This is a genomic window from Bradyrhizobium tropiciagri, assembly GCF_018130505.1.
In the GTDB taxonomy this organism is placed as follows: domain Bacteria; phylum Pseudomonadota; class Alphaproteobacteria; order Rhizobiales; family Xanthobacteraceae; genus Bradyrhizobium; species Bradyrhizobium tropiciagri_B.
In genome coordinates, this window is the sequence record NZ_JAFCKH010000012.1 from 1 (window position 1) to 26404 (window position 26404).

The window sequence follows — 26404 nt, forward strand, 5'->3', positions numbered from 1 at the left end:
GCTAACCTGCAAATCACAAACGAAGGCGACAGATCACGAGCTACAAAAACACGACATCTTCACCCGCTACGGACAGTGCCGCCAGCCGCCGGCTACTTTGCATGGGGTTGTTTTCGAGGTTTTACCCGGGCACGGCCTCCAGGCTGGCGGGGGCAACTGATACCGGGACGTTTTCATGGACGCCAAGTTGCCTGAGACCTCCAGCGCAAAGCCGCCTGGCGCGGGCTGGAACGACGCCGTCGCGCTGATCGGCTTCATCCTGGTCGCGGTCGGGCAGGCCTCCAACCAGGTGCTGGCGCGCGGCCTCGCCGGCTCGGTGCCGCCGTTCTCGCTGGCGTTCTTCCGCTGGAGCATCATCGCGGTCGGGCTCGCGCCGTTTGCGATCGCGGCGATCCGCGACGGCCGGATCCCGCTGGCGCAGAACGCCTGGCCGATCCTGGTCGCCGGTTTCCTCGGCATGTTCCTGTGCGGCGGCCCGGTCTATGTCGCCGGCATCACCACCACCGCGATCCATATCGCGCTGATCTTCGCGCTGTCGCCGATCATGGTGCTGCTGATCTCGGCGGCGCTCGGCATCGAGCATATCGGTCCGCTGCAATGGCTCGGCACCGGCCTCGCGCTCGCTGGCGCCCTGTTGATCGTCTCCGGCGGCCATCTGGAAACCTTCACCCAGTCGAGCGCCGCATGGGGCGACCTGCTGGTGGTGTTCGCGATGCTCGGCTGGTCCGGCTACACGCTGGTGCAGTCGCGGATCGCGCCGCGCGCCTCGCTGCTCGCCCGTGTCAGCCTGTTCTCGGCGGCCGGCGCGCTGTGCTCGCTGCCGCCCGCGATCCACGAGATGTGGACCGCGCCTGCACTGGTCTTCAACGCCAAAGCCTATGAGGCCTATGTCTTCGCCGGCCTCGTACCCGGCCTGATCGCTTATGCCGGCTTCGCCTGGCTCGGCGGCAAGTTCGGTTCGGTGCGCACCTCGCTGGTGCTCTACGTCGCCCCGATTGCCAGCGCGCTGCTGTCGTGGATCATCCTCGGCGAGCCGCCGAAGCTGATCCACCTGGTCGGCGGCCTGCTGATCCTCGGCGGCGTCTGGGCGAGTTTGCGGAAGTAACTCCTACCGCATGCGCCGCCGCCAATCGGTCGGCGTCTCGCCGGTCAATCGCTTGAACGCCGCGGCGAAGGCGGTTTGCGAGGCGTAGCCGAGCTCGGCCGACACCGACACGATTGATGTTTCGCTATCGCGCAGCATCTTCATGGCCTGCTCGAGCCGGTGCTGGCGCAGCCAGGCATGCGGTGAAAGCCCGGTGCTTTCCTTGAAGGCGCGGCAGAAGTGGAAGCGCGACAGGCCGGCATCGGAGGCCAGCGCGGCGAGCGACACGTCCGCATCGCTGTCCGATCGCAGACGCTCGGTGGCACGCTGCAGCACCTTCGGCGCCAGTCCGCCGAGCGCCGGCCGGATCGGGGTGGGCACGCCGATATGCGCCGCCAGCAGCCGCGTCGCCAGCAGGTCGGTCAGTTGCTGCCGGAACAGCGTGTCTAGCGCTTCATTGCCCTCCAGCACATCCGCCGCGCTGAGCAGCAAGCGGGATGTGATGGGGTCGGGATGCGCCGTTCGCTCCAACAGATCGATCGATGCGCCGGCGTCGGCCTCGTCGGCAACGCGCGCGAGCGTCTTGTGAGGGAGATAGAGCTGCACGACATCGACGGGCTTTGGAATGTCCCATCGCGAGCTCGATCCTTCGGGAATGATGATCACGACGCCGGGACGAAACGTTCCGATCGCGGCCGTCCGTCCGGACCGCCGCTCCATGCGCTGTGTCATGCCGTTGTAGGCCATGATGACATGGTGGGTCATCGGCTCGACGACGTCGTGCAGCGGTTCGTGTCTCCAGTGCGCGATCCCGGCGCCGGAAGAATCGAGCGCCATCCGGAACGGCGTCGTGCCGAGCACGCGCTCCATCTCCGCTTCGGCGGTAGGGTTCTCACCGTTGGTTGCGCCGGCTTGAGGCGACGATTCGGACGCAGCCGGCAGATACTCTTGGTCGTTGCGGCGAAGGGCTTCGGTCATGGGCTTGTGCTCGCATTCGAAAGCCGTGCAAGCGGCGCGGTGCCGGGTCCGATGTCCGGTGCGAAGCGGTTGCGGCGTGTCTGCCGCTGCTTGATGCCGGGGAGCCGCCGCGGGCTTTCGAGGCGCGTTCTAGGGCCGGCGAACTACGGGGTCTTTCCCGAAACAGCCGCGCTTTGCCTAAATCTGCTTTCGAGCAGAGGGAGTGATACTTTTTGATAGGACGGCACACAAAATTTTGGTCAGCATCACTGCAGGACCATGCCACGAGCATTGGAATCGCTTCGAAACTTCGTCTTGCTCCTGCGCGGTCGCACCGGCTGCTCCACGACGTCGCGGGTCTAGACCGCGGTAGTCCGATCCGGGATAATACGGGCGACGGGACCAGCGGCCCATCGACCTTCCACGGATGAAGATCGGACCACATGATACAGGCCGGCAGCTTCGGACAGCGCGTCGGGCAGTCCTTGCATATGCGGGACGTCCCTCCCTCGGTGATCACCCGCTCACTGCGCGGTGTGGAGCTCGCGGCAACCGAAACCCTCAATGAAGACCCGGTGCCGGGCCTGTGCGGCTCGCTGGCCGACGATGCCTATCTGATCAGCCTGAAACTTCACGACTACCCGGAGTGTGAGCTCTGGGAGGACGGCAAGTTCTTCACCAAGGCGGATATCCGGACCGGGACGACGTATCTGTACGATCTGAGGCGCGACCCGCGTTACATCATCGACAAGCCGTTCCACTCCATCCACTTCAATCTTCCGCAGTCGGTGCTCGACGACTTGGCCAAGCAGGCCGGCGCCCCGCGGATCGGCGATCTCGCCTGTCAGTTCGGTTTCGGCTTCGATGATGCCGTCATGCGTCACATCGGTGCGGCGCTGCTCGAAGCATTGCGTCGCCCGGGCGAGCCCAACCAGCTCTTCGTCGACCACATGATGATCGCGTTCGCCGCACATGTTGCGCGCGCCTATGGCGGCTTGCCGGGGATCAGCGAGGTGACCCGCGGTGGCCTCGCGCCCTGGCAGGTCAAGCGCGCCTGCGAGCGGCTCGCCTCCGATCTCGGCGGCACGCTGTCGCTGCAACAGATCGCGGCCGAGCTCGGCCTGTCGGTGAGCCATTTCTCGCGCGCGTTCCGCATCTCCACCGGCCTGCCGCCGCACCGCTGGCTGCTTCAGCAGCGCATCGCGGCGGCCAAGCAGCTGTTGAAGGTGCGCGACCTGCCGCTGGCCGAAATCGCTATCGCTGCTGGGTTTGCCAATCAGGGACACTTCACGCGGGTGTTCTCGGGGATGGTCGGCGTCAGTCCGGGCGTGTGGCGCCGCGAAGCCTGGGGCAAGGGCGACAGCGAGGCCTGACCAGGTGGCGTCAGGCGCGTTCCGATCAACGACGCCTCGCCATGGCAAGGCGGTAGGCTGCACGGCGCGCCGCGAAGATCGGATCCGGCGGATGGCCGATGCCGTCGGCGAGATATGCCGGATCGAAGCCGGCGGCGTCGCAGGTCTCGTTCGGCTCGATCCGGGTGATCACGATCGTTCCCAGCCGCACCGCCTCGCGCTGGTCCTCATCCGGCCAGCGGATGGTGACGTCCATGGTTGGATCGCCGGGCCGGTCGAGCAGCGCCATCACGCTGAAGCGGACATCGCGCGCGGCGATCCGGCGTCCGAGATCCTCGTGCAGCAGGCCGGCGGACGCCGTCTTGGTTCCGTCCTTCGCCGGCGCGGCATCGCCGCTGACCGGGTTGATCCTGAATTTGACGAACCGCGTCTCGCCTTCGTCATTGGTGGCGGGAAATGAGTGGACGCCCCAATAGGTCGTGCCGGCACAACTCGTGGGCAGCGGGTGCGCCGCGACGTAGTCGGCCTGATGTTGCGTCTCCGGATTGGCGGCGGAGAAGGCGGCGATCCGCGCTGCGTCGGGCTTGCCGCCCTGGCCGGGAATGCGCGCCTCGATGAAGGCCAGCATCTGGCCCGGCGTCCTCGCAAAATGCACCGGCGCGCTCTGCGTCAGAATGTCCGAGCGATGGCCGTTGCCGCCGACCCGGAAGCTGAACCCGCGCAGCGCCGGCCAGCCGATAGCAGTCGCGTCGGGATTGCCGGCACCGAACGAGAAGCGTGCCAGCACGCGCGAAGGCGTGGTGAAGCTCCGCGATCTCGTGATCTCGCTCGCCCGGTCCGACGGGACATAGGTGCCGCGCGCGCATTGTCCTCCGGCAAAGCCGGCGGCTGCTTCCAGCGCCTCGACAATCGATGCAGGCGTGACGGTGACGGTCGAAAACGGAGCCATGGCAAGGTGTTGGCCCAACCGCCGGGCCACCGCCCCAGCGCGATTGATCCGATTGAAGCGCGATTGCTGCTAATGCGTGCAACGTCGGACGGCGAGTGTGCCGAACAGGCTGTTCCCGCGGAGGGTGAGGCGGCGCGCAACGTGCCGCGAAGCGATCCGGACAAAAAAAGCAGGGCGCGACCGGCATCACCACGGTCGCGCCCTACGTCGCCGGTCAATGGGGCAGGGGGAATAACCGGCTGCCGGAATGACTCGGATGGCCCCTGACTCGTTCCGCGTGCGTGAAAATATTTTTGTACACGGTTAAGTGATGTCGGGGCCGCAGAACCTCAGCGCTTTTGTTCGCGTTGTGTCCGGGATTGCCAAGGGGATTTTTCAAGGGAATTCCCGCCGGGCGAGGGACATCAACATGTCACAGATGCAAAAGGGAATTCTCGGTGTGCTGGCGCTTGGCGCGACGCTGGGTGCCGTGCAGCTCGCATCCGGCCACGATCTGATCGGCGGCCAGCAGGTGGCCACAACCCCGGCGGTTGAAAGCGCCGTCAATCGCGCCGCCAAGGCCGACCGCGCCACGGTTCCGTCCGCGGCCGCGAAGAGCCAGACTTTTGCGATGAAGTTCGACGGGCTCCCGGACACCTCGGTGCTGGTCCGAGTTCCCGCGACCAGGGAAGCCACCAAAAATGAGGCCCGCAACCGCCCGGTTGCGCCCGCCCGGGCTCGCCCCGGCGACGGCCGCAAGGTCGCCTGCGAGCCGGTGGTCAGCGTGCTGACCGACGTCGCCAAGCTGCTGCAGCCCGGCCGCTGCATCACTTGATCGACCGGGTTAGCGCTTCAGCAGATGTTCGCTCAGACCGGACAGGCGCAAGCCGTGTCCGGTCGACGGCGTGATCGCGATGCATCCCGACGAGATCTCGGGCCAGCCGTCGAACAGCGGCTCCAGCAGGGGAAAGTCTTCCAGCCAGGTCACCGCCGGCGAGGCAGCGGCGAGGTGCGCAAAGAGCCCGTGCAGGAAGTGCGGGCTGACTGCGGCGCCGAGCGCTTCGGCCATCACGCAGATGTCCAGCGCCGGCGTCAGGCCGCCGATCATGGCCAGATCCGGCTGCACGACGCCGAGCACGCCTGACTGCATCATCGCGAGCAGCTGGCGTTGATCCTGCGCATGCTCGCCGGCGGCGATCGTCATGGTTCCGGCGGCGCCGAGCTGTGCGTAGGCGGCGGCAAGCGACCAGGGCAGCGGCTCCTCCACGAACAGCAGCCCGTTGCCGCGCGCCAGCTGCAGCAAGCGGCGGGCCGTCACCAGATCGCATTTCTCGTTGGCATCGGCCATCAGCGCGACCTCGTCGCCGACCGCGGCCCTCACCGCGGCGATCACCTTGGCGTCCTTCGTAGCGCCGGCGACGCGCGGCTTCACCGCGCGCAGTCCACGCGCCACATGGGCCGTGGCCGCCTCGGCCGCCTGCTCGGGCGTCTGCTGCGTGTTGAAGTCGCCGCTGCCGTAAACCGGAACAGCGCGTCGTTCCCCTCCCATCGCGACGCCGAGCGGCACGCCGTTGCGCCGCGCGTGAAGATCCCAGATCGCGACATCGATGGCGGCGAGGCCGATCAGGTTGGGGCCATGCCCCATCCGGTTGAAGCTCGACCCAATGCTCCGCCATGTCGCGCGTGGCGGCGCAACGCTCCTGTCGCGGACGAAGCGGGCGAGTTGCTCCTCGGCCGCCAGCAGCGCGAGCTTGCCGTTGCCGCCGAGCACATAGGAGAAGCCGAGCCCGTCCGCGCCATCGGCATCCCGCAACTTGACGATGATGACGTCGACCGCGGCGACGGCAGAGCCGCCCACCGCGCGATCGAGCTTGAAGGTGAGGAGCTCGGCGCTCGCCTGTTCGATCCGCGTCATCGTCAGGCGGCGGAACGCTTGCGGGCCGAGACCACCTTGACCTGCATGGTGCCGAGCCCGGTCACGCTGCTGGTCACGAGATCCCCGTCGACGACGGGGCCGACGCCCTCGGGCGTGCCGGTCATGATCACGTCGCCCGGATAGAGCCGGTAGCCGGCCGACGCGTAGGCGATCAGCTTTGGAATGCTGAAGATCAGCGCCCTGGTGTTCGATGACTGGCGTTGCACGCCGTTGACATCGAGCGACAGGTCGAGATTGCCCGGGTCGTCGATTTCATCCGCGGTCACCAGATAGGGGCCGAGCACGGTGAAGCTGTCGTAGGATTTGCGCCAGCTGCGGTCTTCGGTACCGCGCACCGACATGTCGAGGCCGATGCAGTAGCCGAACACGTAATCGAGCGCCTCGCGTTCGCTGACATCGGCGCACTCCCTGCCGATGACCGCGACCACCTCGACCTCATGATCGATCCGCCGCTCGAGGTCGGGCAGCACGATGCCGTCGCCGGCGCCGACCACCGAGGTCGACGACTTCAGGAACAGGCCGTAGTGATCGATCGTCTTGATGTCGCTGCCGAAGTTCACGCCCGCATCGGCCCGCGCCTCCGCGAGGTGCAGGGCATAGTTGACCGGCGCGGCGATCACCTTCGATGCATTGGCGATCGGGCTCAGCAGCTGCACGCGCGACAGAGCATGACGCTGACCGGTCGCCATGGCCTGCTCGATCGCGCTGCGCAGGCCGGCAAAGTTGCGGATCAAATGATCGCCCGGCGCAAGCGGCCAGCTCAGCTGCGGCAACGCTGCAAGCGCCGCGCTGACGTCGACGACCTCGTCGCCGGTTACCACGCCCAGTCTATCTTGATTGAAACGGCAGATCCTCATGCGCTTGCTCCCGCGTGATGACAGGCGCCGAGCCGGCGCCCGCGTTGACTGACGGCAAATAGATAGTATACTGATCGTCAGTATGCAATACATTTTGGAGCGAGCCGATGACAGCAGACGCAAGCGACCGCCGCGAGGCCTATTACGCGCGCGTGGCGGAGAAACACATGACGCCGCTGTGGACCATCATATCGGAGGCGGTACCCGACGAGCCGCGGCCGCGCTTTTCGCCGGCGTTCTGGGATTACGATGCGGATATCCGGCCGAGCCTGATCGAGGCGGCGGACCTGATCTCGGCCGAGGAAGCGCAGCGCCGCGTGCTGGTGCTGAACAATCCGAGCCTGCCGCGCGGCGCAACCCACACGCTGTTCTGCGCGCTGCAGCTGATCAAGCAGGGCGAGGTCGCGCCGGCGCATCGCCACACCCAGTCGGCGCTGCGCTTTGTCGTCGAGGGCAGCGGGGCTTACACCGCGGTCAACGGCGAGAAGACCGCGATGGCGCCCGGCGATTTCATCGTCACGCCGGCCTGGTGCTGGCACGATCACGGCAAGGAGACGGACGGCACGATGATCTGGCTCGATGGGCTGGATATTCCCTTCGTCAATCATCTCGGCGCGACCTTCGGCGAAGACTATGAGGCGCCGCGCTATCCCGAGCAGCGCCTGCCGGACGACTCGGCCGCGCGTTTCGGCTCCGGCCTGCTGCCGGTCGACGCGCCGAAGTCGAGCCTGCATTCGCCGGTGTTCAGCTATCCCTACGACCGGTCGCGCGAGGCGCTGGAAAAACTTCGCCGCGGCGCCGACTGGGATCCGGCGCACGGCATCAAGCTGAAATACGCCAATCCGCTGAACGGCGACTATGCCCTGCCGACGATCGCGAGCTTCCTGCAATTGTTGCCGCGGGGCTTCCGCTCGCTGCCCTACCGATCGACCGAGGGCGCGGTGTTCGTCGTCGCCGAGGGGGGCGGCCGCGTGAAGATCGGCGATCAGGTCAATTCGTTCAAGAAGAACGACATCTTCGTCGCGCCGAACTGGACCTGGTATTCGTTCGAGACGACCGAGGATGCGGTCCTGTTCAGCTATTCCGACCGCGCCGTGCTGGAGAAGGTCGGTCTCTGGCGGGAGCAGCGCGGCAATGGAGCGGCGGCCTGAAGGCGGTCGCTCCGTGATTGCGAGGAGCGATAGCGACGAAGCAACCCATCCGTCGACGTCTGCGGAGCGATGGATTGCTTCGCTTCGCTCGTTATGACGAGTGATAGACCCGTCATCCCTGCGCAAAGGCTTCGCCTTTGTCGCAGGGATGACGGGGCAAAAGCGTGAATCGTTCCCGGACATGAAGGGCGCGCCATCAGGCGCGCCCCGTTCCCTCATCCGATCGGCAATGCCGACGGGCTCGCCACCGCGTGGCCATAGAGCCAATTGACGTAGCGGAAATCGTCGCGCGCGGTGGTGGAGAGTAGCGCGTTGCGCGTCAGCTGGTTCGCGGCGTCGGCGTGGATGATGTCGCCGAAGATGCGGGCGTTGGTCTGGACGCGGGCGGTGCGCGGCGCCCGCAGCGCTTCGTAGGTCCGGAACGCATCCTCGATCCGGTCGCCGTGCCGGGCGACCTGATCGGAAAGGCACACCGCGTCCTCCAGCGCCTGGCAGGCGCCCTGGGCGAGATATTGCAGCATCGGATGGGCTGCGTCGCCGAGCAGGGCGATGCGCCCGTTGACCCAGCCGCCGGCCGGAGCACGGTCATACAGCCGCCACCGCCTGGCGCGGCCGACGGTGGGCAGCGCCCGCCGCACCGGCGCGCAGGTCCAGGCGTAACGCTCGTCCAGCTCGGCCGAGATTTTCGCTGGATCGCTGTCATCGGCGCCGACCGGGGTCCTGAACACCGCGACCTGATTATAGAGCTCGCCGCGGCGCACCGGATATTGCACCAGATGGATTTCGTGCCCGGTCCAGAGCACGACATTGTCGAGCCCGGCATGCTCCGTCAGATCGGCCATCGCCACCGCGCCGCGATAGGCGACATAGCCCGAATCGACCGGCTCGCCGTCATCGATCAGTTTGGTGCGGATCACCGAGCGGATGCCGTCCGCGCCGATCACCGCCGCCGCGGAAAACTGCCGGCCGTCCGCGCAGGTGACGATGTGGCCGTCGCGCCCATCCGCGACGTCGGTGACGTCGCACGCCGTGTTGAGCGAGATCGCGGTGTTGGCTCTGCAGCCGTCGAGCAGCGCCTGATGCAGATCGGTGCGATGCATCACGGCATAAGGATATCCGTAGCGTTCGCGGAAGGAATGTCCGAGGTCGAGCTCGGCGATATGGCGGCCGTCGGCGATGTCGCACATCGACAGCCGGCTCGGGAAAACCGCCGAGCGGTGCACGGCGTCGAGCACGCCGAGCTGGTCGAGCATCCGGCTGGCGTTCGGCCCGAGCTGCAGGCCGGCGCCGACCTCGCCGAACTGCGGCGCCTTCTCCAGCACCATGACGCGATGGCCTGCCCTGGCCAGCCCCAGTGCCGCCGCCAGTCCGCCAATCCCACCTCCAACCACGACGATCATGCGCGTCTCCCAATTAATCAGTATACGGATTGACATAATACTGATCATTTGCAACATTGCAATCTGTTGATGATCGCTTCGGGTTCTTTCGCGGGAGGTGAGACGCCGTGCTACAACACGATCAAATCGCAACCGCGTACCGGACCCATCATGAAACGAAAGACCTCGGTCGAGCCCGTGGCGCTCGACATCGATCATCTGCTGCATCGCAAGCCGGGCCACCTGATCCGGCGACTGCAGCAGATGGCGGTATCGATCTTCCTCGAGGAGACCGCGGAGTTCGAGGTCACGCCGGTGCAGTACGCCGCGATCGCGGCGGTGTCCGTCTATCCCGGCATCGACCAGCTCCGGCTCGCCAATGCGATCGGCTTCGACCGCACGACGATCTCAGGCGTGATCGACCGTCTGGAGGCCAAGGGCCTCGTGGTGCGCCAGGTTTCCGAAGAGGACCGCAGGGCCAAGCTGCTGTTTCCGACCGCGGCGGGCGAGCGCCTGCTGCAGGAGATCCAGGACGCCACCGAACGCGTGCAGCAACGGATTCTCGCGCCGCTCAATGTCGCCGAGCAGAAGTCGTTTCTCGAATTCCTGAACCGCCTTGTGCTCTCCCATAACCATTCGAGCCGGGTGCCGATCGACAAGGCCCTGATCCCAAGCAAGAAGGTCTCGAATCCCGCGAGAGGAGGTCGCAAGGGCTGATCCTCTCACCGGGCCAATCCTTCGAGGCCGCCGGCGCCGAAACCACGGCGCCGGTCATCAACCGAGGAGGAAGCGTGATGAGAGGTGTGAAGCTGGTTGTTGCCGCGGTCGGCCTGTGGGCCCTGAGCGGCGCGGTGCGGGCGGAGATCTCCGGGAGCGTCGTCAAGATCGGCGTGCTCAACGATCAATCCGGCCTGTTCGCCGATGCCACCGGGCAGGGCTCGGTGGTCGCGGCGCAGCTCGCCATCGACGATTTCCGCGCCAGTCACCCGGCCATCAAGGTCGAACTGTTGGTCGCGGATCATCAAAACAAGGCCGATACCGGCGCCAGCATCGCGCGGCGCTGGAAGGATGTCGACGGGATCGACGCCATTGTCGACGTGCCCAACTCGGCGGTTGCGCTGGCGCTGAACGAATTGCTGCGCAACTCCAACGTCGCCTACCTGCCGTCGAGCGCGGCCACCACCGAACTCACCGGAGCCTCGTGCTCACCGAACACCGTGCAATGGGTGTTCGACACCTATGCGCTTGCCAATTCGACCGGACGCGCCGTCACGCGCGCCGGCGGCGACAGCTGGTATTTCGTCACGACCAACTTCGCCTTCGGCACCTCGCTCGAGAGCGAGGCGTCGCGGGTCATCGCCGCGAACGGCGGCAAGGTGCTGGGGGCGGTGAAGCATCCGCTGAACACCTCGGACTTCTCGTCCTATCTGCTGTCGGCCCAGACCTCCGGCGCCAAGATCATCGGCCTTGCCAATGTCGGTGGTGATACGGTGAACGCGCTGAAACAGGCGGCCGAGTTCGGCATCGGCGGCAAGGCGCAGCAGGTGGCGGCGCTCCTGATCTTCATCAATGACGTGCATTCGCTCGGCCTCAGCGCGGCCCAGGGCCTGCTGCTGACCACCGCATTCTACTGGGACCTCAACGACCAGACGCGAGCGTGGAGCAAGCGCTTCTTCGACAAGGCCGGCCGGATGCCGAATATGAACCATGCCGGCGTCTACTCGACGGTGCTGGCATATCTTGCCGCGGTGGCCGCCAGGGACAGCGACAACGGCCTTGCGGCGGTGGCCGAGCTGAAGCGGATGGAGATCAAGGATCCGCTGTTCGCCAATGTGAAGGTGCGCGCGGACGGCCGGGTGATCCACGACATGTACCTCGCGAGGGTCAAGACGCCGGCGCAGTCGAAGAAGCCATGGGACTACTACGAAATCCTCGCGACAACGCCGGCGGCGGAGGCGTTCAAGCCGCTCGAGGACGGCAAATGCCCCCTGATCTCGCAATAGCGGGATCTTCGTAGCCCGGATGCAGCGAAGCGCAATCCGGGGCCGCTGTATGCGCGGGGAGCGTCTCCCCGGATTTCGCTTCGCTGCATCCGGGCTACAAGCGCCTACGCCGAGACGACGGCGAGTGAACCGCCTATTCCTCCCCCTGCTCCTCGTCCTCGCTGCTCGCCGCGGCGCCGCGGCTCGCCATCAGGCCGAGCGCGAGGCCGGCGACGGCGATGATCGGGATCAACCGCTTGACGCCGATGGCGCGGACGATCTGCAGGCCGGTGGCGATCATGACCGGATCGGCAAAGGCGCTGGCCGCAGTGGCCTTCGCGGCCCGCGCGGCGCGCCGCCGCATCTCGCGCCTGCGTGCCATGTAGACGGCGACCGCAATCAGCGTGACCACGAAGAACAGCACCGCGCCCGCGAGGCAGGCCTCTATCGGACCGTAGTGCTGCAGCACGTAGATGAAGGCAGCCGCGCACAGGAATGCGAAGCTGATGAACAGCGCGATCGCGGCCACGCCGGCAATCGAGGTCAGCCGCAACGCACTTCCGGCCGACTCCTTGACGTCATTGATCAGCCGCTGGAGCATTACCCTGCCTTGCGTGGAAAAGTGCTTCGACAAAAGCTGCAGCGGCCCGCCAACGCCGCCACCGCGTCCAGAACGCCGGTTTGCGCATGGCCATCGCGGGGCCTCACCTGCCGCAAAATATCAAATCGCCTAGCGGCGCCAGGCGATGCCGATCAAAAAGCCGAGTCCGAGCGCGAGGCCGACGGTTGCCAGCGGCCGCTCCGTAATGATTTCTTCCAGCGACTCCTCGATCGAGGATGCCGCGTCCTGTGCCGCGCCCATCATCGCGCTGCCGCGCTCCGACATGTCATCCATCGCGGACTCGGCATTGGCGCGCGCGTCCTTGTAGCGGCGGCGGGCCTGCTTGCTGGCGTCGGCGGCAAACGCATTGAGGGCGTCGGTGATCTGCTCCGTGAGCGCGGCGATATCGTTCTTCACTGAGGTGACATCCTTCTCGAGACGGTCATAGGTGGCTTTATCCGTCATGTTCCTGATCCCAAAAGTATCCGACATCGAAAACGCTCCCGGAAAACTCGCATGCTCTCTCCGGAAAAACGCCGCGCTACGGGCAAAGTTCCCTGCGGCGAGGCCGGCCGCCGCCGTCCGATACTCTTGAGAAACGCTCCTCTAACCTTCCGGCAACTGCGGCGAATTGACCGGCATCAGATGCTCTTTCATGATCAACCCGACGATCAGCAGCGGCGACGACAGGAAGGCGCCCATCGGGCCCCACAGCCAGGTCCAGAACGCCAGCGCGAGGAAGACCGCGAGCGCGTTCAGCGACAGCCGGCGGCCGACGATGGTCGGCGTCACGAAATGCCCTTCCAGGAAGGTCACGACCGTGAAGCAGGCCGGCGCGATCAACCCGGCGCTGATGGTCGGCGAGGCGATGATGCCGACGGCGACCAGCACCACGAACATCGCGACCGGCCCGATGATCGGAATGAAGTTCAGCGTCGCGGCGAGCGCGCCGAGGCCCGCCGGGTTCGGCATGCCCGTCGCCGCGCAGATCGCGCCGGTGAGGATGCCGACGCCGACATTGATCATGGTCACCGTCAACAGATAGTTGCCGAGATGGACCTCGATCTCGTTGAGGATGCGCAGCGTGCGCAGCCGTGCCTGCCGCTCGCTGAAGGTCAGCACCAGCGCGCGGCGCAGATCCTTCCAGCTCGCGATGAACAGGATCAGCGTCGCGATGAACAGCAGGAATTCGGCGAAGGTCGGCGACAGGAATTCCAGCGTCGGCTGCACCCATTCGAATTTCGGCATCTGGAAGCTGGCGAGCGTGTCGGAGCCGCCGACCATGCTCTGCAGCTCCTGCCACAGCGTGAGCGGCCGGTCGAACACGTGCAGCTTCTCCTTCAGGATCGCGCCCAGCTCGGGCAGCCGCGAGCTCCACTCCATCACCGGGGAGGCGATCAGCCCGACGATGAAGGCTACCATGGCGCTGACGGCGAGGACGATCAGCACGGCGCCGAACGCCCGCGGCACGCCATAGCGTTCGATGAAGCTGGCCGCCGGCGACAGCATGGTGCCGACGATGAAGGCCATGGTGATCGGCAGGAAGAACGCGCGCGCCACGTACAGCACCGCGACGACGACGATGAGGAGAAGAGCAAGCAGCGCGAACGCGACCAGTTCGGTGCGGCGGATCACCGGCGGTAGGACAGCCTCGCTGTCGGGGACCGGGGTGCCTTCGGGCGCATTGCCAAGCAGACGTTCACTCGGAAAGGCGCGCACAAATCTCTCCCGCGAGAACAAAAAAATGCGCGCCGCGAAGTCGCCCTGCGCGTCAAATGGCCGATGGGAAACGGCGCATCCCGGGAAAGGTTCCATCGCGGAGTCGTGAGCCGGCGCGGGTTGACAATCGCAGCCTTGCGACGATTCCGGCCGGAACTGTTCGAAGGCGAGGCGCGTTGGCTGTGCATCGCATCACCACGATGCGCATCCCTCCAGGGGCAGCACATGACACAGCAGTCTCTCTTCAGCCGCCGGCTAGCGTCGCGCGTGACCCGAACCCTTGCCCTCAGCATCCTGTTCGCCGCGCCTTTCGTCGCCGCCGGACCTGCCAGCGCGCAGGTGTACAGCCGTCCGCTCGGCTACGCCGCGACCCAGCCGGATGGCTTCCCGACCGACGAGGTGATGAACGAGCCGACGAATGAGGACGGCGCGCTGCCGGAGCGGCTGCGCCGCACCACGGTCGCGCTCAACACCACGGAAGCGCCCGGCACCATCATCATCGATACCGGCAACACCGCGCTCTATTACGTGCTCGGCGGCGGCCGGGCGATCCGCTACGGCGTCGGCGTCGGCCGCGACGGCTTCACCTGGTCCGGGGTGCAGACCATCAGCCGCAAGGCGGAATGGCCGGACTGGCATCCGCCGGCCGAGATGATCAAGCGCCAGCCCTATTTGCCGCGCTTCATGGCCGGCGGCCCGGGCAATCCGCTCGGCGCCCGCGCGATGTATCTCGGTTCCAGCGAGTATCGCATCCACGGCACCAACGATCCGTCGACGATCGGCAAGTTCGTCTCGTCGGGCTGCATCCGCCTCACCAATGAGGATGTCAGCGACCTGTTCGGCCGCGTCGACGTCGGCACCAAGGTCGTGGTGCTGCCGAAGAACGCGCCGCACCTCGCCGCGCGCGAGCTCGGCCCGAGCACGACCCAGATCTCGGTCCGGCCGGCATCCTTAGCGCCGCGCCAGGCGATGAACACGTCAGCGTCACTGTACTAAGGACCAATCATGGTGAAGCGGACGACGATACGGTGGGCGCTCGGGACGGCGGCCCTTGGGATGGCGACCTTGGGCTGCGTCGCGCTGGCGCCTGCCGCGCAGGCCCAGGATTTCTTCTCGCAACTATTCGGCGGTTTCACGCAGGGACGCGCGCCGGTGATCCGGATGCCGTTCGACGACGGCCCGCCGGTCGCGCGGCGGGCCGAGCAGCCGCGCTACGTCAGCTCCGGCGGCGGCCAGGCCTATTGCGTGCGGACCTGCGACGGCCGCTACTTCCCGCTCGCGGCGACCGGCCGGCAAAGCAAGGAAGAGAGCTGCAACAGCTTCTGCCCGTCGGCCGCGACCGAGGTGGTCTATGGCGGCAGCATCGACAGCGCCGAGACCGACGCGGGCAAGCCCTATTCCGAACTGCCGAACGCCTTCCGCTATCGCGACGAGATCGTCGCGGGCTGCACCTGCAACGGCAAGGATCCGGTCGGCCTCGCCGCGGTGAAGATCGAGGACGACCCGACCTTGCGCAAGGGCGACATCGTCGCCGGCAAGGACGGCCTGATGTCGGTCAGCCGCGTCGACCGCCGCAGCGCAGAGGTCAACTTCACCCCGGTGCCGGACCGCATCCGCTCCAAGTACCAGCGCCCGCCGGTGGTGGCGCGGGAGTAGAGCGGTCGAACAAGCTGAAATGCACGCTTTGGGTTCCGCGGGTGGGAACCCGCCAGCCGGCCGCACGTTAGGAAAGGGCGAACCGCTCTTTCACCGATGCCATCAGGGGGACCCGCATGCTCGTCGGCGTACTCGTCACCTTCCTTGTCGTCATTCTCGTTCTTTATCTCATCAACATGCTGCCGCTCGACGGCCGCGCCAAGCAGATCGCGCGCGTGGTCGTCATCATCATCGGCATCGTCTCGCTGCTGAAATATCTCGCGGTGTTCTAGCGGCGTATCGCGATGCTCCAGCTTCGTCATTGCGAGGAGCGAAGCGACGCCGATCTGGATAGCGAAGCCTCGCTCCGTTCCGTCATCCTGAGGTGCTCGCGTAGCGAGCCTCGAAGGATAGACGGCAACCAGCGGGGCCGTGCATCCTTCGAGGCTCGCAAGGGCTCGCACCTCAGGATGACGGAGAAAGTTTAGCACGCGGCTCTATCTCGCCATCGCCAGAGGTGTGCCTCCAACAAAAAAGCCCCGGCGTTGCGCCGGGGCTTTTGTCTCATGAGACGGCTTTGCTGATCAGCTCGCGGCCTTGGCCTCGCGGCGGCGCGCGGTGAGGATGTACTCGGTGTAGCCGTTCGGCTGGGTGCGGCCCTCGAAGACGAGGTCGCAGGCGGCTTTGAAGGCGACACCGTCGAACGACGGCGCCATCGGCTTGTAGAGGCTGTCGCCCGCGTTCTGCTTGTCGACGACGACGGCCATCCGCTTCAGCGACTCCATCACCTGGTCCTTGCTGATGACGCCCTGATGCAGCCAGTTCGCCAGATGCTGGCTCGAGATGCGCAGGGTGGCGCGGTCTTCCATCAGGCCGACATCGTGGATGTCGGGCACCTTGGAGCAGCCGACGCCCTGGTCGATCCAGCGCACGACGTAGCCGAGAATGCCCTGGCAGTTGTTGTCGATCTCCTGCTTGACGTCGTCGGGCGCCCAGTTCGACTGCGACACCGGAATGGTGAGGATGTCGGAGAGCTTCGCGCGCGGCCCGCCCTTGGCGAGCTCCTGCTGGCGCGCTGTCACGTTGACCTGGTGATAGTGCAGCGCGTGCAGCGTTGCCGCGGTCGGCGACGGCACCCAGGCGGTGGTGGCGCCGGCCTGCGGATGGCCGATCTTCTGCGCGAGCATGTCCGCCATCTTGTCGGGCGCGGCCCACATGCCCTTGCCGATCTGGGCATGGCCGGGCAGGCCATCGATCAGGCCATTGTCGACGTTCCAGTCCTCATAGGCCTTGATCCAGGGCTGCGCCTTCATGTCGTTCTTGCGGATCATCGGACCCGCTTCCATCGAGGTATGAATCTCGTCGCCGGTGCGGTCGAGGAAGCCGGTGTTGATGAACATGATGCGCTTGGAGGCGCGCTGGATGCAGGCCTTGAGGTTGACCGTGGTGCGGCGCTCCTCGTCCATGATGCCGACCTTGAGCGTGTTTTCGGCAAGGCCGAGCATCTTCTCGACCTCGGCGAACAGGTCGCAGGTCAGCGTCACCTCGTCGGGGCCGTGCATCTTCGGCTTGACGATATAGACCGAGCCGGTGCGGCTGTTCCTGGTCTTCGAATTGCCCTTCAGGTCATGGATCGCGAGCAGGCCGGCGACGGCCGCATCCAGAATGCCCTCGGGGATTTCCTCGCCCTTGGCGTCGAGCACCGCGTCGGTGAACATGTGGTGGCCGACATTGCGCATCAGCAGCAGGCTGCGGCCGTGCAGCTTGAGCTCGCCGCCGGCGGGCGTCTTGTAGACGCGGTCCGCATTGAGCGCACGGGTCAGGGTCTTGCCGCCCTTCTCGAAGTCGGCCGACAGCGTGCCGTTCATCAGGCCGAGCGTGTTGCGATAGACCAGCACCTTGTCCTCGGCGTCGACGGCGGCGACCGAGTCTTCCATGTCGAGGATGGTGGAGACGGCCGATTCCAGGATCATGTCGGCGACGCCGGCCGCATCGTCCTTGCCGATGACGTTGCTGCGGTCGATCTTCACCTCGACATGCAGGCCATTGTTGACCAGCAGGATCGCCGTCGGCGAGGCCGCATCGCCCAGATAGCCGGCGAACTGCGCGGCGTTCTTCAGGCTGGTGGCGTTGCCGCTCTTCAGCTTGGCCGAGAGCTGGCCGGAGATCACGCTATATGAAGTGACGTCGGTGTGGCTGCCGGTCGCCAGCGGAGCTGATGCGTCGAGGAAGGCCTTGGCCTTGGCGATCACCTTGTCGCCGCGCGCCTTGTTGTAGCCCTTGCCGCTCTCGCTCGGATCGTGCGGGATCGCGTCGGTGCCGTAGAACGCGTCGTAGAGCGAGCCCCAACGTGCATTGGCGGCGTTCAGCGCATAGCGGGCGTTGGTGAGCGGCACCACGAGCTGCGGGCCGCAGATCTTGCCGATCTCCTCGTCGACATTGGCGGTCTCGACCGTGTGCGTCGCTGGCTCGGGCAGCAGATAGCCGATCTCCTTGAGGAACGCGGTGTAGGCGTTGATGTCGAACGCCTTGCCCTTGTGGACGCGGTGCCAGTCGTCGATCTTGGCCTGCAGCGTGTCGCGGAGCGCGAGCAACTCGCGGTTCTTCGGTCCGAGCTTCTGGAGGATGGCGGCAAGTCCGGCCCAGAATGCATCCGGCGCGATCCCGGTCTTAGGGGCCGCCTCCTTGGCGATGAAGTCGAACAGGACAGGGGCGATCTTCAATCCATGGGCATCGACACGAGTCATGATGGGCTTTCTTGAGGAAATGGGGCGTTTAGGCGCTGTTTTCGAACGAAACCAGCAAAAAACGCGCCAAAGGGCCGCGTTCACGGCCCTTTTAGCCCTAAAGCCACGGTTCTGAGAAGACCCCCTTATTGCCCAGAATGAGCCGTCATGGCCCCGCCTTGAGCGGGGCATCCAGTACGCCGCGGCCGCGGGGCTAGAGCACAATTGTCTCTGGAATACTGGATCGCCCGGTCGAGCCGGGCGATGACAGCGGTGGGTGGGGCTAGATATTTGCCGCGAGGTCGGTCAGTTCGTCGAACAGCACGCCGGTTTTCGCCAGCATCCGCTCGATCTCCTCGGTCGCGTCGGCAACCGAGCGGGTCGAGGTGTCGATGGTCAGCTCGTTGCCGGTCGGCGGCTGGTAGTCGTTGCCGATGCCGGTGAAGCCCTGCAGCGTGCCGGCGCGGGCCTTGGCGTAGTGGCCCTTGGGGTCGCGCTCCTCGCAAATCTCGGCCGGGGTCGCGATGTAGATCTCGCGGAACGCGCTGTCGGCGATGCGGCGCGCGGCGGCGCGGTCGGCGGCCGACGGCGACACCGCGGCGACGATGGCGATATGGCCGTTGCGCGCGAGATGCGTCGCGACCTCGGCGAGGCGGCGGATGTTCTCGGCGCGGTCCTGCGGCGAGAAGCCGAGATCGCCGTTCAGCCCGGCGCGCAGCGTGTCGCCGTCGAGCAGGATCGGCGAGCCGCCATTGCCGAACAGCCGCCGTTCCAGCGCGCGCGCCAAGGTCGACTTGCCCGAGCCGGGCAGGCCGGTCAGCCAGATCACCGCGCCGTTGTGGCGGTAGCGCGCCGAGCGCTCGTCGGGCCGCAGCGCGGACTCGACGGGTACGATATCGACCGGCACCGCGGGGCGGCCGGCGTCGACCGACAGCACGAGGCCGCCGCCGGCGATGCGGCCGTTGACCTCGATCACGAGGCGTCCGGTGCGCGGATTGTCGGTGTAGGGATCGGTCGCGACCGGCTGCGCCAGCGAAATGTCGATCTCGCCGACATGGTTGCGCGCGATCGCGGAATTTTCTTCGTTGGACAGCGCGCCGGGATCGATCGCCTTCTCGATCGCCACCACGGTGGCGCGACTTTCCTTGGTGCCGAGGCGGATCAGGATCTGCTCGCCCTTGGCGAGCGGCTTGTCGTGCAGCCAGAAGATTCGCGCGCGGATGCGGCGGGTGTCGCGCGGGCTCTGCCCGGTGTGTCCGATGATGTCGCCGCGTTCGAGAAACAGCTCGCGGTCGAGCGTGATGCCGACCGAGCGCCCGGCGCCCTGCGGGCCGTCCACCGGCGTCACCGGCCAGCTCTCGACCGTCTTGATCTTGGCGATCTTGCCGGTCGGCATGATGACGATCTCGTCGCCGGCCTTCAGGCTGCCGGACTCGATGCGGCCCGCCACGATGCGGCGGTCGTCGAACTTGTAGATCGCCTGCACCGGCAGCCGCAGCGGCAGCTCGGCGAGCGGCCGCGCCGGCTCGAGCGCATCGAGCGCGTCGACCACGGTCGGCCCCTTGTACCAGTCGATCCGCGGCGTGCGCTCGGCGACGCCGTCGCCGTCGCGGGCGGAGATCGGGATCACCGCCGTCGGCTTGACGCCGAGGCCGATCAGATGCGCCGAGATCTCGTCGCTGATCTCCTTGAACCTGATAGCGCTGAACTCGACGCGGTCCATCTTGTTGACGACGACTGCGACCTGCTTCACGCCGAGCAGATGCAGGAGATAGCCATGGCGGCGGGTCTGGTCGCGCACGCCCTCGAGCGCGTCGATGATCAGGACCGCGCCGTCGGCCTGCGAGGCGCCGGTGATCATGTTGCGCAGGAATTCAGCGTGGCCGGGCGCGTCGATCAGGACGACGTCGCGCGAGCGGGTGCGGAAGCGGATCTGGGTGGTGTCGATGGTGATGCCCTGGTCGCGCTCGGTCTGCAGTGCATCGAGCAGAAACGACCATTCGAACGGCATGCCGCGCCGGGCGCTGACCGCCTTCAGCATCTCCAGCTTGCCGTCCGGCAGGCTGCCGGTCTCATGCAAGAGGCGCCCGACCAGCGTCGACTTGCCGTGATCGACATGGCCGACGATGACGATGCGCACTTGCGGACGCGTGGTGCCGTTGGGCGTTGCCGAGATCGCGGCGGTGGGGAGGATCATGTTCATCGGAACGCTCGCACCAGGAGTACAATCAGTGTGGATCAGAGATAGCCGGCGACACGCAGCCGCTCGAACGCATCCTCAGTCTCGTGGTCGAGCGCACGGCCGGCGCGCTCCGGAACCTTGGTGTTCTCGAGTTCGTCCAGGATTTCATCGATGCTGGATGCGGTCGATGCCACCGGATTGGTGATGTCCTGATCTCCCAGCGAGCGATAGCGCTTGCCGTCCTTGGCGAGATAGAGCGGGATGATCGGAATGCCTTCGCGCTTGGTGTAGGCCCAGATGTCGGCCTCGGTCCAATGCAGGATCGGATGGATGCGGAGGTGAGCGCCGGGCGGCGGCGAAGCGTTGAACTGGTCCCAGAATTCCGGCGGTTGGTCGCGGACGTCCCATCCGCCCTCGGTGCCGCGCGGCGAGAACACGCGTTCCTTGGCGCGGGTCGCCTCCTCGTCGCGGCGGATGCCGGCGATCAAGCCGTCAAAGCCGTATTTGTTGAGTGCGAGCTTCAGCCCCTCAGTCTTGCGCGCGGCGGAGCGCGCCGCCGGCGGCAAGGTCGGATCGACGCTGTCGATCGGCGGGCAGGGCTCGACGCGCAGATCGAGATCCCATTCCTTCCCGAAGCGGTCGCGGAACGCATACATCTCGGGAAACTTCTTGCCGGTGTCGACATGCAGCGCCGGGAACGGGACGCGGCCGAAGAACGCCTTGCGCGCCAGCCAGATCATCACGTTGGAATCTTTTCCGAGCGACCACAGCAGCGCCAGCTTCTTCAGCCGGGCGAACGCCTCGCGCAGGATGTAGATGCTCTGGGCTTCGAGCTCGTCAAGGTGGTCCATCGACGGCGGCTGGGGATCCGAAATTCCCGGCACGGAAGATGCTTTGGCGAAGGGGGCGGGCCGCGATCCGGCAGTGGCGGATTCGTTGTCGAGAAGATGCATCTATCGGCCCTTGGCCTTTGGGGGTGAAAATTCTAAAGTTGCGCCGCAATATAGAAGAAATAATTTTCTATTTGTCGGCCTTGATCGAGAGATAAATAGAAAATAATTTCAGTCAACCCCCAAGTTGGGGAAGCGAGTGTCTGATGCGATACCTGCCTGTGTTTCTGGATCTGCAAAGCGGCAAGGTGCTGCTCGTTGGAGCGGGCGACCTTGCACGCGCCAAGTTGCGGCTGCTCGCGGCCGCCGGCGCCGCTATCCGTTGGTATGCGACCGACGGCGATCATGATCTCGCTGGCCTCTCGGCGGAGGACGAAGCGCGCATCGAACGCGCCAAGGGCGATCCGCTCGCGGCCGATCTTTCCGACGTCATCGCAATTCTCTGCGCCGGCGCAGGCGACATCGGTGTCGCGATGTCGGCACGCGCGAAAGCGGTCGGCCTGCCGGTCAATGTGATGGACGATCTCGCGCACTCCACCTTCATCATGCCGGCGATCGTCGATCGCGGCGATGTCGTGGTCGCGGTCGGCACCGGCGGCACGTCGCCGGTGGTGGCGCGCCGCATCCGCGAGCGCATCGAGGCGGTGCTGCCGGCGCGGATCGGCGATCTCGCCGGCTTCATCGGCCAGTTCCGCAAATCGATCCACGCGCGCATCGCCGAGTTTCCGCTGCGCCGCCGGTTCTGGGAACGCATCGTCGATGGCCCGATCGGCGCGCTGGTGCTGGCCGGCCGCAGAAACGAAGCCGAGCGGGCGCTGAACGCGATCACCGACCACGCTGCATTCGCCGGCGCGAGCGCGGAAGGCAAAGCTATCGGTCATGTGACGCTGGTCGGCGCCGGTCCGGGCGATCCGGATCTGCTCACCGTCAAGGCGCTGCGCGCGCTGCAGGATGCCGACGTCGTGTTCTACGACGAGCTGGTATCATCAGAGATTCTCGATCGCATCCGCCGCGACGCGTCGCGCATTCCGGTCGGCCGCCGCGTCGGCAAGCCCGGCATCGGCCAGGATGCCATCAACAAGCTGATCATCGAGGCGGCGCAATCCGGCCAGCGCGCGGTGCGGCTGAAGGGCGGCGATCCCTTCATCTTCGGCCGCGGCGGCGAGGAGATCGCGGCGCTTCGCGACGCCGGCGTCGCTTACTCGATCATTCCCGGCATCTCGGCCGGTCTCGGCGCCGCCGCGCAGTTCGAGGTGCCGTTGACCTACCGGCACGAGGCGCTGCGCATCACCTTCCTGACTGCGCACAAGGCGCGCGATGCCGAAGTCGTCGACTGGTCGGTGCTGACGGACAAGAAGATGACCATCGTCGTCTACATGGGCATGACCGCGGCGCCCGCGATCCTCGAAGGCATGCTCGCCGCGGGCCGCTCGCCGGAGACGCCGGTCGGCGTGTTCGCGCGCGTGACGCGGCCGGATGCCAAGGCGGCGGTCGGTACGCTGTCGCGTCTGCCCGAACTGGTCAAACAGGTCGATGGCGGTCCCGCCATTCTCGTCATTGGCGACGTCGTCGCGCATTCCGCGCCGTGGAGCCAGTCCAACGTCACCCATCTCTTCTCCAACCAGATGTTCTCCGAACTGCTGAAGGCTGCAGAATGACCTCTCCGCTCGAACAGAAGAAAATCAAGATCACGGGCCCCTCGGTGGTGACCGCCAACCGGACCTGGGACGGTGCGGTGGTGTACCGGACCGCGCAAAAGGGCTGGTCCACCGAACTCGCCGACTCCGCTGTCGTCAGCACCTCCGATGACGCCCGCGCGCTGCTGGCCGAGGCCAATGCCGACGATGTCGGCGCGGTCGGCCCCTACATCGCGCCGGTCGAGCTCAAGGACGGCGGCAAGGTCAAGCCGGGCAATCTCCGCGAACAGATCCGCGCCAAGGGCGTCACCATCGATCTCCAGGTCCCGGCTTAAGACGCACGGCGTAAGGCTCATCCATCATGTATGCATATGACGAACTCGACCGCACGCTGATCAACGAGCGTGTCTCGGAATTCCGCGATCAGGTGAAGCGCCGCCTCTCCGGCGAGCTCACCGAGGACGAATTCAAGATCCTCCGCCTGCAGAACGGCGTGTATCTGCAGCTGCACGCCTACATGTTCCGCGTCGCGATCCCCTACGGCACGCTGTCGTCGAAGCAGCTGCGCCGGTTCGCCCATGTCGCGCGCCGCTACGACCGCGGCTATGGTCACTTCACCACGCGGCAGAACATCCAGTTCAACTGGATCAAGCTGGCCGAGCTGCCGGATGCGCTGGCCGACCTTGCCGAGGTCGGCATCCATGCGATGCAGACCTCCGGCAACAACATGCGCAACGTCACCTCGGACCAGTGGGCCGGCGTCGCGCCCGGCGAGATCGAGGATCCGCGCATCTGGTCGGAGCTGATCCGCCAGCACACCACGCTGCATCCGGAATTCTCGTTCCTGCCGCGCAAGTTCAAGATCGCGATCACCGCGTCCGAGCATGATCGCGCCGCGATCAAGATCCACGACATCGGGTTGCGCCTGCACAAGAATGCCGATGGCGAGACCGGCTTCGAGGTGCTGGTCGGCGGCGGCCTCGGCCGCACCCCGTTCATCGCCAAGACCATCAAGCCGTTCGTGCACGGCCGCGACGTGCTGAGCTACATCGAGGCGATCCTGCGCGTCTACAACCAGTACGGCCGCCGCGACAACATCTATAAGGCACGCATCAAGATCCTGGTGCACGAGCTCGGCATCGAGAAGTTCGCCAAGGAAGTCGACGAAGAGTGGAAGCAGATGGGCGACAGCGAGCTGCGGCTCGATCACGCCGCCATCGAGGAGGTGCGCTCGCGCTTCTCTTATCCGCCCTACGAAAAGCTGCCGCACATGCCGGACGAATTGAAGCAGGCCGCGCATGACCCGCTGTTCGAGCGCTGGCGCAAGAACTCGGTGGCGCCGCACAAGGTGCAGGGCTATTCGATCGTGACGCTGTCGCTGAAGCCGGTCGGCGGCCCTCCGGGCGATGCCACCGCCGAGCAGATGGACGCGCTGGCCGATCTCGCCGACAAATACTCGTTCGGTGAGATCCGCGTCGGCCATGAGCAGAACCTGGCGCTGCCGCATGTCGCCAAGCGCGACCTGCCGGCACTGTTCAAGGCGCTCGACCGCCTCGGCCTCGCGACGCCGAACGTCAACCTGGTCACCGACATCATCGCCTGCCCTGGGCTGGACTACTGCTCGCTGGCCAATGCGCGCTCGATCCCGATCGCGCAGGAGCTGACGCGGCGGTTTGCCAACCACGACACCGCCGACCTGATCGGCCGTCTCCACATCAACATCTCCGGCTGCATCAATGCCTGCGGCCATCACCATGTCGGCCATATCGGCATTCTCGGCGTCGAGAAGAACGGCGAGGAATTCTACCAGATCACGATCGGCGGCCGCGCCGACGAGAACGCGCAGATGGGCACCTTGATCGGCCCGGCCGTTCCCTATGCGGAAGTCGCCGACGTGATCGAAGACATTGTCGAAGCCTATCTCGCGCTGCGCGACCGTCCCGAGGAATTGTTCGTCGATACGGTGAAGCGTCTGGGCGTCGAGCCTTTCAGGGAGCGCGTCTATGCCACTCGTTAAGCAGGGAAGACTGACCACCGATCTGTTCGTCCACGTCGCCGAGGGCGCCGAATTGCCGGGCGACGGCGCGGTGCTGGTGACGGCGGAGCGTTTCCTCGCCGACCCGGAAGCGCTGCTGCGCCGTTCCGGCAAGCTGGGGGTGATCTGGCCGAACAATCGCAACGTCGACGATCTCGTGCCGTATCTCGATCGGCTGGCGTCGATCGCGCTGGTGTTTCCGACCTTCCGCGACGGCCGCGCCTACAGCCAGGCGCGTCTGCTGCGTGAACGTCACGGCTATGACGGCGAGCTGCGTGCCACCGGGCAGATCCTGCGCGACCAGTTCGTGTTCATGACGCGGGCCGGCTTCGACGCCTTCGAGGTCAAGAAGGATGCCGACGCTGCTGCCTTCGCCGAGACCATGAAGCGCTATTCGGTGTTCTATCAGCCGACCGGCGACGGCCGCGTCACCGCGCTCAACCGCCGCATGCAGCTGCGCCATTCGGAGAGCGCCAGCCAGTGAGCACGCTCGCAGCAGAGCTGGCGCAGCAGCCGGCCGCATTGCCGCCGGCGGATGCGCTCGACCGCGCCTTGCGGAACGCTTCGCCCGCAGAGGTGATCGTGGCCGCGCTGCAGGCGGTCGGCCGCGAGCGGCTGGCGCTGGTCTCGTCGTTCGGCACTGAATCCGCCGCGCTGCTCAAGGTGATGGCGGATGTCGATCCGTCGATTCCCGTCGTGTTCCTCGACACCGGCTGGCTGTTCGAGGAGACGCTGGCTTATCGTGATACTTTGATCAAAGCGCTCGGCCTCACCGATGTGCGCTCGATCAAGCCCGACGAGCAGGCGCTGTCGCAACAGGATCCAGATCGCGAGCTGTGGTTCACCGATCCCGACGCCTGCTGCCGTATCCGCAAGGTCGAGCCGCTGGCGCGCGCGCTGAAGCCGTTCGCGGGCTGGATCAACGGCCGCAAGCGTTTCCAGGGCGGTTCACGCACCGATATCCCGGTGGTCGAGGATGACGGCCTCAGATTGAAGTTCAATCCGTTCGCCAACGTGTCCCGTGAGGACATCGAGGCGATCTACGCGCTCGCAAAACTGCCGCCGCATCCACTTGTCGCATCGGGATATCAGTCGGTCGGGTGTATGCCTTGCAGCAGCCGGTCTTCCACCGGTGAGGATGCGCGCGCCGGCCGCTGGCGCGGCCGGGCCAAGACCGAGTGCGGCATCCACACGATGAAGATGTCGTAGGGTGAAGATGTCGTAGAGCATGCTCGAATAAAGAGCAGCACGACAAAGCATTCGCAGCGGAACGTTCCGGTAGCACAAGCGCGCTGCGCCGCCGCAAACAAAGAAAATCGGTTTCGTTGACTTACAGCCACTTCGCCGCGAGTT

Annotated in this window: 25 protein-coding genes; 14 read left to right on the plus strand and 11 right to left on the minus strand. The window is 66.0% G+C overall.

Annotation, left to right across the window (positions count from 1 at the left end; translation table 11 throughout):
- Positions 1-175 precede the first annotated feature (175 nt).
- The gene (locus tag JQ633_RS27515) at positions 176-1105 is read left to right on the plus strand and encodes a DMT family transporter (protein WP_211988249.1); all 930 of its coding nucleotides are present in this window, start codon (positions 176-178) and stop codon (positions 1103-1105) included.
- Between the two features lie 3 nt (positions 1106-1108).
- Here the strand turns inward: JQ633_RS27515 and JQ633_RS27520 are convergent, their stop codons facing one another.
- Entirely contained in the window at positions 1109-2062 is a 954-nt protein-coding gene (locus JQ633_RS27520; RefSeq protein ID WP_211988250.1) for a helix-turn-helix domain-containing protein, read from the minus strand.
- A gap of 422 nt (positions 2063-2484) precedes the next feature.
- Between JQ633_RS27520 and JQ633_RS27525 the strand changes: the two genes are divergently transcribed.
- Positions 2485-3414 carry a helix-turn-helix domain-containing protein gene (locus JQ633_RS27525; RefSeq protein WP_211988251.1) on the plus strand — a complete coding sequence of 310 codons (930 nt, stop codon included), beginning with the start codon at positions 2485-2487 and terminating at the stop codon, positions 3412-3414.
- A gap of 25 nt (positions 3415-3439) precedes the next feature.
- Here the strand turns inward: JQ633_RS27525 and JQ633_RS27530 are convergent, their stop codons facing one another.
- A complete protein-coding gene (locus JQ633_RS27530) occupies positions 3440-4342 on the minus strand; it encodes a catalase (protein ID WP_211988252.1) in 903 nt (300 codons plus the stop codon).
- A gap of 409 nt (positions 4343-4751) precedes the next feature.
- Here JQ633_RS27530 and JQ633_RS27535 point away from each other — a divergent pair, with 409 nt between their 5' ends.
- The gene (locus JQ633_RS27535) at positions 4752-5156 is read left to right on the plus strand and encodes a hypothetical protein (protein ID WP_211988253.1); all 405 of its coding nucleotides are present in this window, start codon (positions 4752-4754) and stop codon (positions 5154-5156) included.
- A 9-nt stretch (positions 5157-5165) separates the two neighbouring features.
- On the opposite strand, the gene JQ633_RS27540 is transcribed toward JQ633_RS27535, so the two are convergent.
- Positions 5166-6236, minus strand: coding sequence for a mandelate racemase/muconate lactonizing enzyme family protein (locus JQ633_RS27540; RefSeq protein WP_211988254.1), 1071 nt, complete (start codon positions 6234-6236; stop codon positions 5166-5168).
- A gap of 2 nt (positions 6237-6238) precedes the next feature.
- Positions 6239-7114: a fumarylacetoacetate hydrolase family protein gene (locus JQ633_RS27545; protein ID WP_211988255.1), complete on the minus strand. Its 876-nt coding sequence runs from the start codon at positions 7112-7114 to the stop codon at positions 6239-6241.
- A gap of 107 nt (positions 7115-7221) precedes the next feature.
- Between JQ633_RS27545 and gtdA the strand changes: the two genes are divergently transcribed.
- Complete coding sequence (gene gtdA, locus JQ633_RS27550; protein WP_211988256.1) at positions 7222-8265, plus strand: gentisate 1,2-dioxygenase; 1044 nt, start codon at positions 7222-7224, stop codon at positions 8263-8265.
- A gap of 215 nt (positions 8266-8480) precedes the next feature.
- Here the strand turns inward: gtdA and JQ633_RS27555 are convergent, their stop codons facing one another.
- The gene (locus tag JQ633_RS27555; RefSeq protein ID WP_211988257.1) at positions 8481-9665 is read right to left on the minus strand and encodes an FAD-dependent oxidoreductase; all 1185 of its coding nucleotides are present in this window, start codon (positions 9663-9665) and stop codon (positions 8481-8483) included.
- A gap of 150 nt (positions 9666-9815) precedes the next feature.
- Here JQ633_RS27555 and JQ633_RS27560 point away from each other — a divergent pair, with 150 nt between their 5' ends.
- Positions 9816-10361: a MarR family winged helix-turn-helix transcriptional regulator gene (locus JQ633_RS27560; RefSeq protein ID WP_211988258.1), complete on the plus strand. Its 546-nt coding sequence runs from the start codon at positions 9816-9818 to the stop codon at positions 10359-10361.
- 77 nt (positions 10362-10438) lie between these two features.
- Positions 10439-11647 (plus strand): ABC transporter substrate-binding protein, encoded by a 1209-nt coding sequence (locus JQ633_RS27565; protein WP_211988259.1) that lies wholly within the window; start codon positions 10439-10441, stop codon positions 11645-11647.
- 133 nt (positions 11648-11780) lie between these two features.
- Here the strand turns inward: JQ633_RS27565 and JQ633_RS27570 are convergent, their stop codons facing one another.
- The 3 genes from JQ633_RS27570 to JQ633_RS27580 all read right to left on the minus strand — a co-directional run bounded on the left by JQ633_RS27570 (position 11781) and on the right by JQ633_RS27580 (position 13946).
- The gene (locus tag JQ633_RS27570; protein ID WP_349631622.1) at positions 11781-12260 is read right to left on the minus strand and encodes a hypothetical protein; all 480 of its coding nucleotides are present in this window, start codon (positions 12258-12260) and stop codon (positions 11781-11783) included.
- 96 nt (positions 12261-12356) lie between these two features.
- Positions 12357-12719: a DUF883 family protein gene (locus JQ633_RS27575; RefSeq protein ID WP_211988261.1), complete on the minus strand. Its 363-nt coding sequence runs from the start codon at positions 12717-12719 to the stop codon at positions 12357-12359.
- Between the two features lie 114 nt (positions 12720-12833).
- Positions 12834-13946: an AI-2E family transporter gene (locus JQ633_RS27580; protein WP_211988262.1), complete on the minus strand. Its 1113-nt coding sequence runs from the start codon at positions 13944-13946 to the stop codon at positions 12834-12836.
- A gap of 225 nt (positions 13947-14171) precedes the next feature.
- Here JQ633_RS27580 and JQ633_RS27585 point away from each other — a divergent pair, with 225 nt between their 5' ends.
- From JQ633_RS27585 to JQ633_RS27595, 3 genes are all read left to right on the plus strand, one after another.
- Positions 14172-14942 (plus strand): L,D-transpeptidase, encoded by a 771-nt coding sequence (locus JQ633_RS27585; RefSeq protein ID WP_211988263.1) that lies wholly within the window; start codon positions 14172-14174, stop codon positions 14940-14942.
- A gap of 9 nt (positions 14943-14951) precedes the next feature.
- Positions 14952-15602 (plus strand): DUF2865 domain-containing protein, encoded by a 651-nt coding sequence (locus JQ633_RS27590; protein ID WP_211988264.1) that lies wholly within the window; start codon positions 14952-14954, stop codon positions 15600-15602.
- Positions 15603-15718: 116 nt separating this feature from the next.
- Positions 15719-15874, plus strand: a complete 156-nt coding sequence (locus tag JQ633_RS27595; protein WP_061880958.1) for a Thivi_2564 family membrane protein — start codon at positions 15719-15721, stop codon at positions 15872-15874.
- Positions 15875-16165: 291 nt separating this feature from the next.
- On the opposite strand, the gene JQ633_RS27600 is transcribed toward JQ633_RS27595, so the two are convergent.
- The 3 genes from JQ633_RS27600 to cysD form a co-directional block, all read right to left on the minus strand.
- Positions 16166-18328, minus strand: coding sequence for a malate synthase G (locus JQ633_RS27600; protein WP_211988265.1), 2163 nt, complete (start codon positions 18326-18328; stop codon positions 16166-16168).
- Between the two features lie 262 nt (positions 18329-18590).
- On the minus strand, positions 18591-20510 hold the full coding sequence (cysC, locus tag JQ633_RS27605; RefSeq protein ID WP_211988266.1) for an adenylyl-sulfate kinase: 1920 nt from the start codon (positions 20508-20510) through the stop codon (positions 18591-18593).
- 35 nt (positions 20511-20545) lie between these two features.
- The gene (cysD, locus tag JQ633_RS27610; protein WP_211988267.1) at positions 20546-21340 is read right to left on the minus strand and encodes a sulfate adenylyltransferase subunit CysD; all 795 of its coding nucleotides are present in this window, start codon (positions 21338-21340) and stop codon (positions 20546-20548) included.
- A 245-nt stretch (positions 21341-21585) separates the two neighbouring features.
- Here cysD and cysG point away from each other — a divergent pair, with 245 nt between their 5' ends.
- Genes cysG through JQ633_RS27635 form a run of 5 tightly spaced genes read left to right on the plus strand, consistent with a single transcriptional unit; the run spans position 21586 to position 26260 of the window.
- Positions 21586-23037: a siroheme synthase CysG gene (gene cysG, locus JQ633_RS27615; RefSeq protein ID WP_211988268.1), complete on the plus strand. Its 1452-nt coding sequence runs from the start codon at positions 21586-21588 to the stop codon at positions 23035-23037.
- Positions 23034-23351, plus strand: a complete 318-nt coding sequence (locus JQ633_RS27620; RefSeq protein WP_211988269.1) for a DUF2849 domain-containing protein — start codon at positions 23034-23036, stop codon at positions 23349-23351. Before cysG ends, JQ633_RS27620 begins: the two co-directional genes overlap by 4 nt.
- Positions 23352-23377: 26 nt before the next feature.
- Positions 23378-25033, plus strand: a complete 1656-nt coding sequence (locus JQ633_RS27625; protein ID WP_211988270.1) for a nitrite/sulfite reductase — start codon at positions 23378-23380, stop codon at positions 25031-25033.
- A complete protein-coding gene (locus tag JQ633_RS27630; RefSeq protein ID WP_211988271.1) occupies positions 25020-25535 on the plus strand; it encodes a DUF934 domain-containing protein in 516 nt (171 codons plus the stop codon). Before JQ633_RS27625 ends, JQ633_RS27630 begins: the two co-directional genes overlap by 14 nt.
- Positions 25532-26260: a phosphoadenylyl-sulfate reductase gene (locus JQ633_RS27635; RefSeq protein WP_211988272.1), complete on the plus strand. Its 729-nt coding sequence runs from the start codon at positions 25532-25534 to the stop codon at positions 26258-26260. Before JQ633_RS27630 ends, JQ633_RS27635 begins: the two co-directional genes overlap by 4 nt.
- The last annotated feature ends 144 nt before the right edge of the window (positions 26261-26404 follow it).

Bases quoted from the DNA above. Each gene is read 5' to 3' on its own strand.
- JQ633_RS27515 (WP_211988249.1), top strand. From the start codon at position 176: ATGGACGCCAAGTTGCCTGAGACCTCCAGCGCAAAGCCGCCTGGCGCG.
- JQ633_RS27520 (WP_211988250.1), bottom strand. From the start codon at position 2,062: ATGACCGAAGCCCTTCGCCGCAACGACCAAGAGTATCTGCCGGCTGCG.
- JQ633_RS27525 (WP_211988251.1), top strand. From the start codon at position 2,485: ATGATACAGGCCGGCAGCTTCGGACAGCGCGTCGGGCAGTCCTTGCAT.
- JQ633_RS27530 (WP_211988252.1), bottom strand. From the start codon at position 4,342: ATGGCTCCGTTTTCGACCGTCACCGTCACGCCTGCATCGATTGTCGAG.
- JQ633_RS27535 (WP_211988253.1), top strand. From the start codon at position 4,752: ATGTCACAGATGCAAAAGGGAATTCTCGGTGTGCTGGCGCTTGGCGCG.
- JQ633_RS27540 (WP_211988254.1), bottom strand. From the start codon at position 6,236: ATGACGCGGATCGAACAGGCGAGCGCCGAGCTCCTCACCTTCAAGCTC.
- JQ633_RS27545 (WP_211988255.1), bottom strand. From the start codon at position 7,114: ATGAGGATCTGCCGTTTCAATCAAGATAGACTGGGCGTGGTAACCGGC.
- gtdA (WP_211988256.1), top strand. From the start codon at position 7,222: ATGACAGCAGACGCAAGCGACCGCCGCGAGGCCTATTACGCGCGCGTG.
- JQ633_RS27555 (WP_211988257.1), bottom strand. From the start codon at position 9,665: ATGATCGTCGTGGTTGGAGGTGGGATTGGCGGACTGGCGGCGGCACTG.
- JQ633_RS27560 (WP_211988258.1), top strand. From the start codon at position 9,816: ATGAAACGAAAGACCTCGGTCGAGCCCGTGGCGCTCGACATCGATCAT.
- JQ633_RS27565 (WP_211988259.1), top strand. From the start codon at position 10,439: ATGAGAGGTGTGAAGCTGGTTGTTGCCGCGGTCGGCCTGTGGGCCCTG.
- JQ633_RS27575 (WP_211988261.1), bottom strand. From the start codon at position 12,719: ATGTCGGATACTTTTGGGATCAGGAACATGACGGATAAAGCCACCTAT.
- JQ633_RS27585 (WP_211988263.1), top strand. From the start codon at position 14,172: ATGACACAGCAGTCTCTCTTCAGCCGCCGGCTAGCGTCGCGCGTGACC.
- JQ633_RS27590 (WP_211988264.1), top strand. From the start codon at position 14,952: ATGGTGAAGCGGACGACGATACGGTGGGCGCTCGGGACGGCGGCCCTT.
- JQ633_RS27595 (WP_061880958.1), top strand. From the start codon at position 15,719: ATGCTCGTCGGCGTACTCGTCACCTTCCTTGTCGTCATTCTCGTTCTT.
- JQ633_RS27600 (WP_211988265.1), bottom strand. From the start codon at position 18,328: ATGACTCGTGTCGATGCCCATGGATTGAAGATCGCCCCTGTCCTGTTC.
- cysC (WP_211988266.1), bottom strand. From the start codon at position 20,510: ATGAACATGATCCTCCCCACCGCCGCGATCTCGGCAACGCCCAACGGC.
- cysD (WP_211988267.1), bottom strand. From the start codon at position 21,340: ATGGACCACCTTGACGAGCTCGAAGCCCAGAGCATCTACATCCTGCGC.
- cysG (WP_211988268.1), top strand. From the start codon at position 21,586: ATGCGATACCTGCCTGTGTTTCTGGATCTGCAAAGCGGCAAGGTGCTG.
- JQ633_RS27620 (WP_211988269.1), top strand. From the start codon at position 23,034: ATGACCTCTCCGCTCGAACAGAAGAAAATCAAGATCACGGGCCCCTCG.
- JQ633_RS27625 (WP_211988270.1), top strand. From the start codon at position 23,378: ATGTATGCATATGACGAACTCGACCGCACGCTGATCAACGAGCGTGTC.
- JQ633_RS27630 (WP_211988271.1), top strand. From the start codon at position 25,020: ATGCCACTCGTTAAGCAGGGAAGACTGACCACCGATCTGTTCGTCCAC.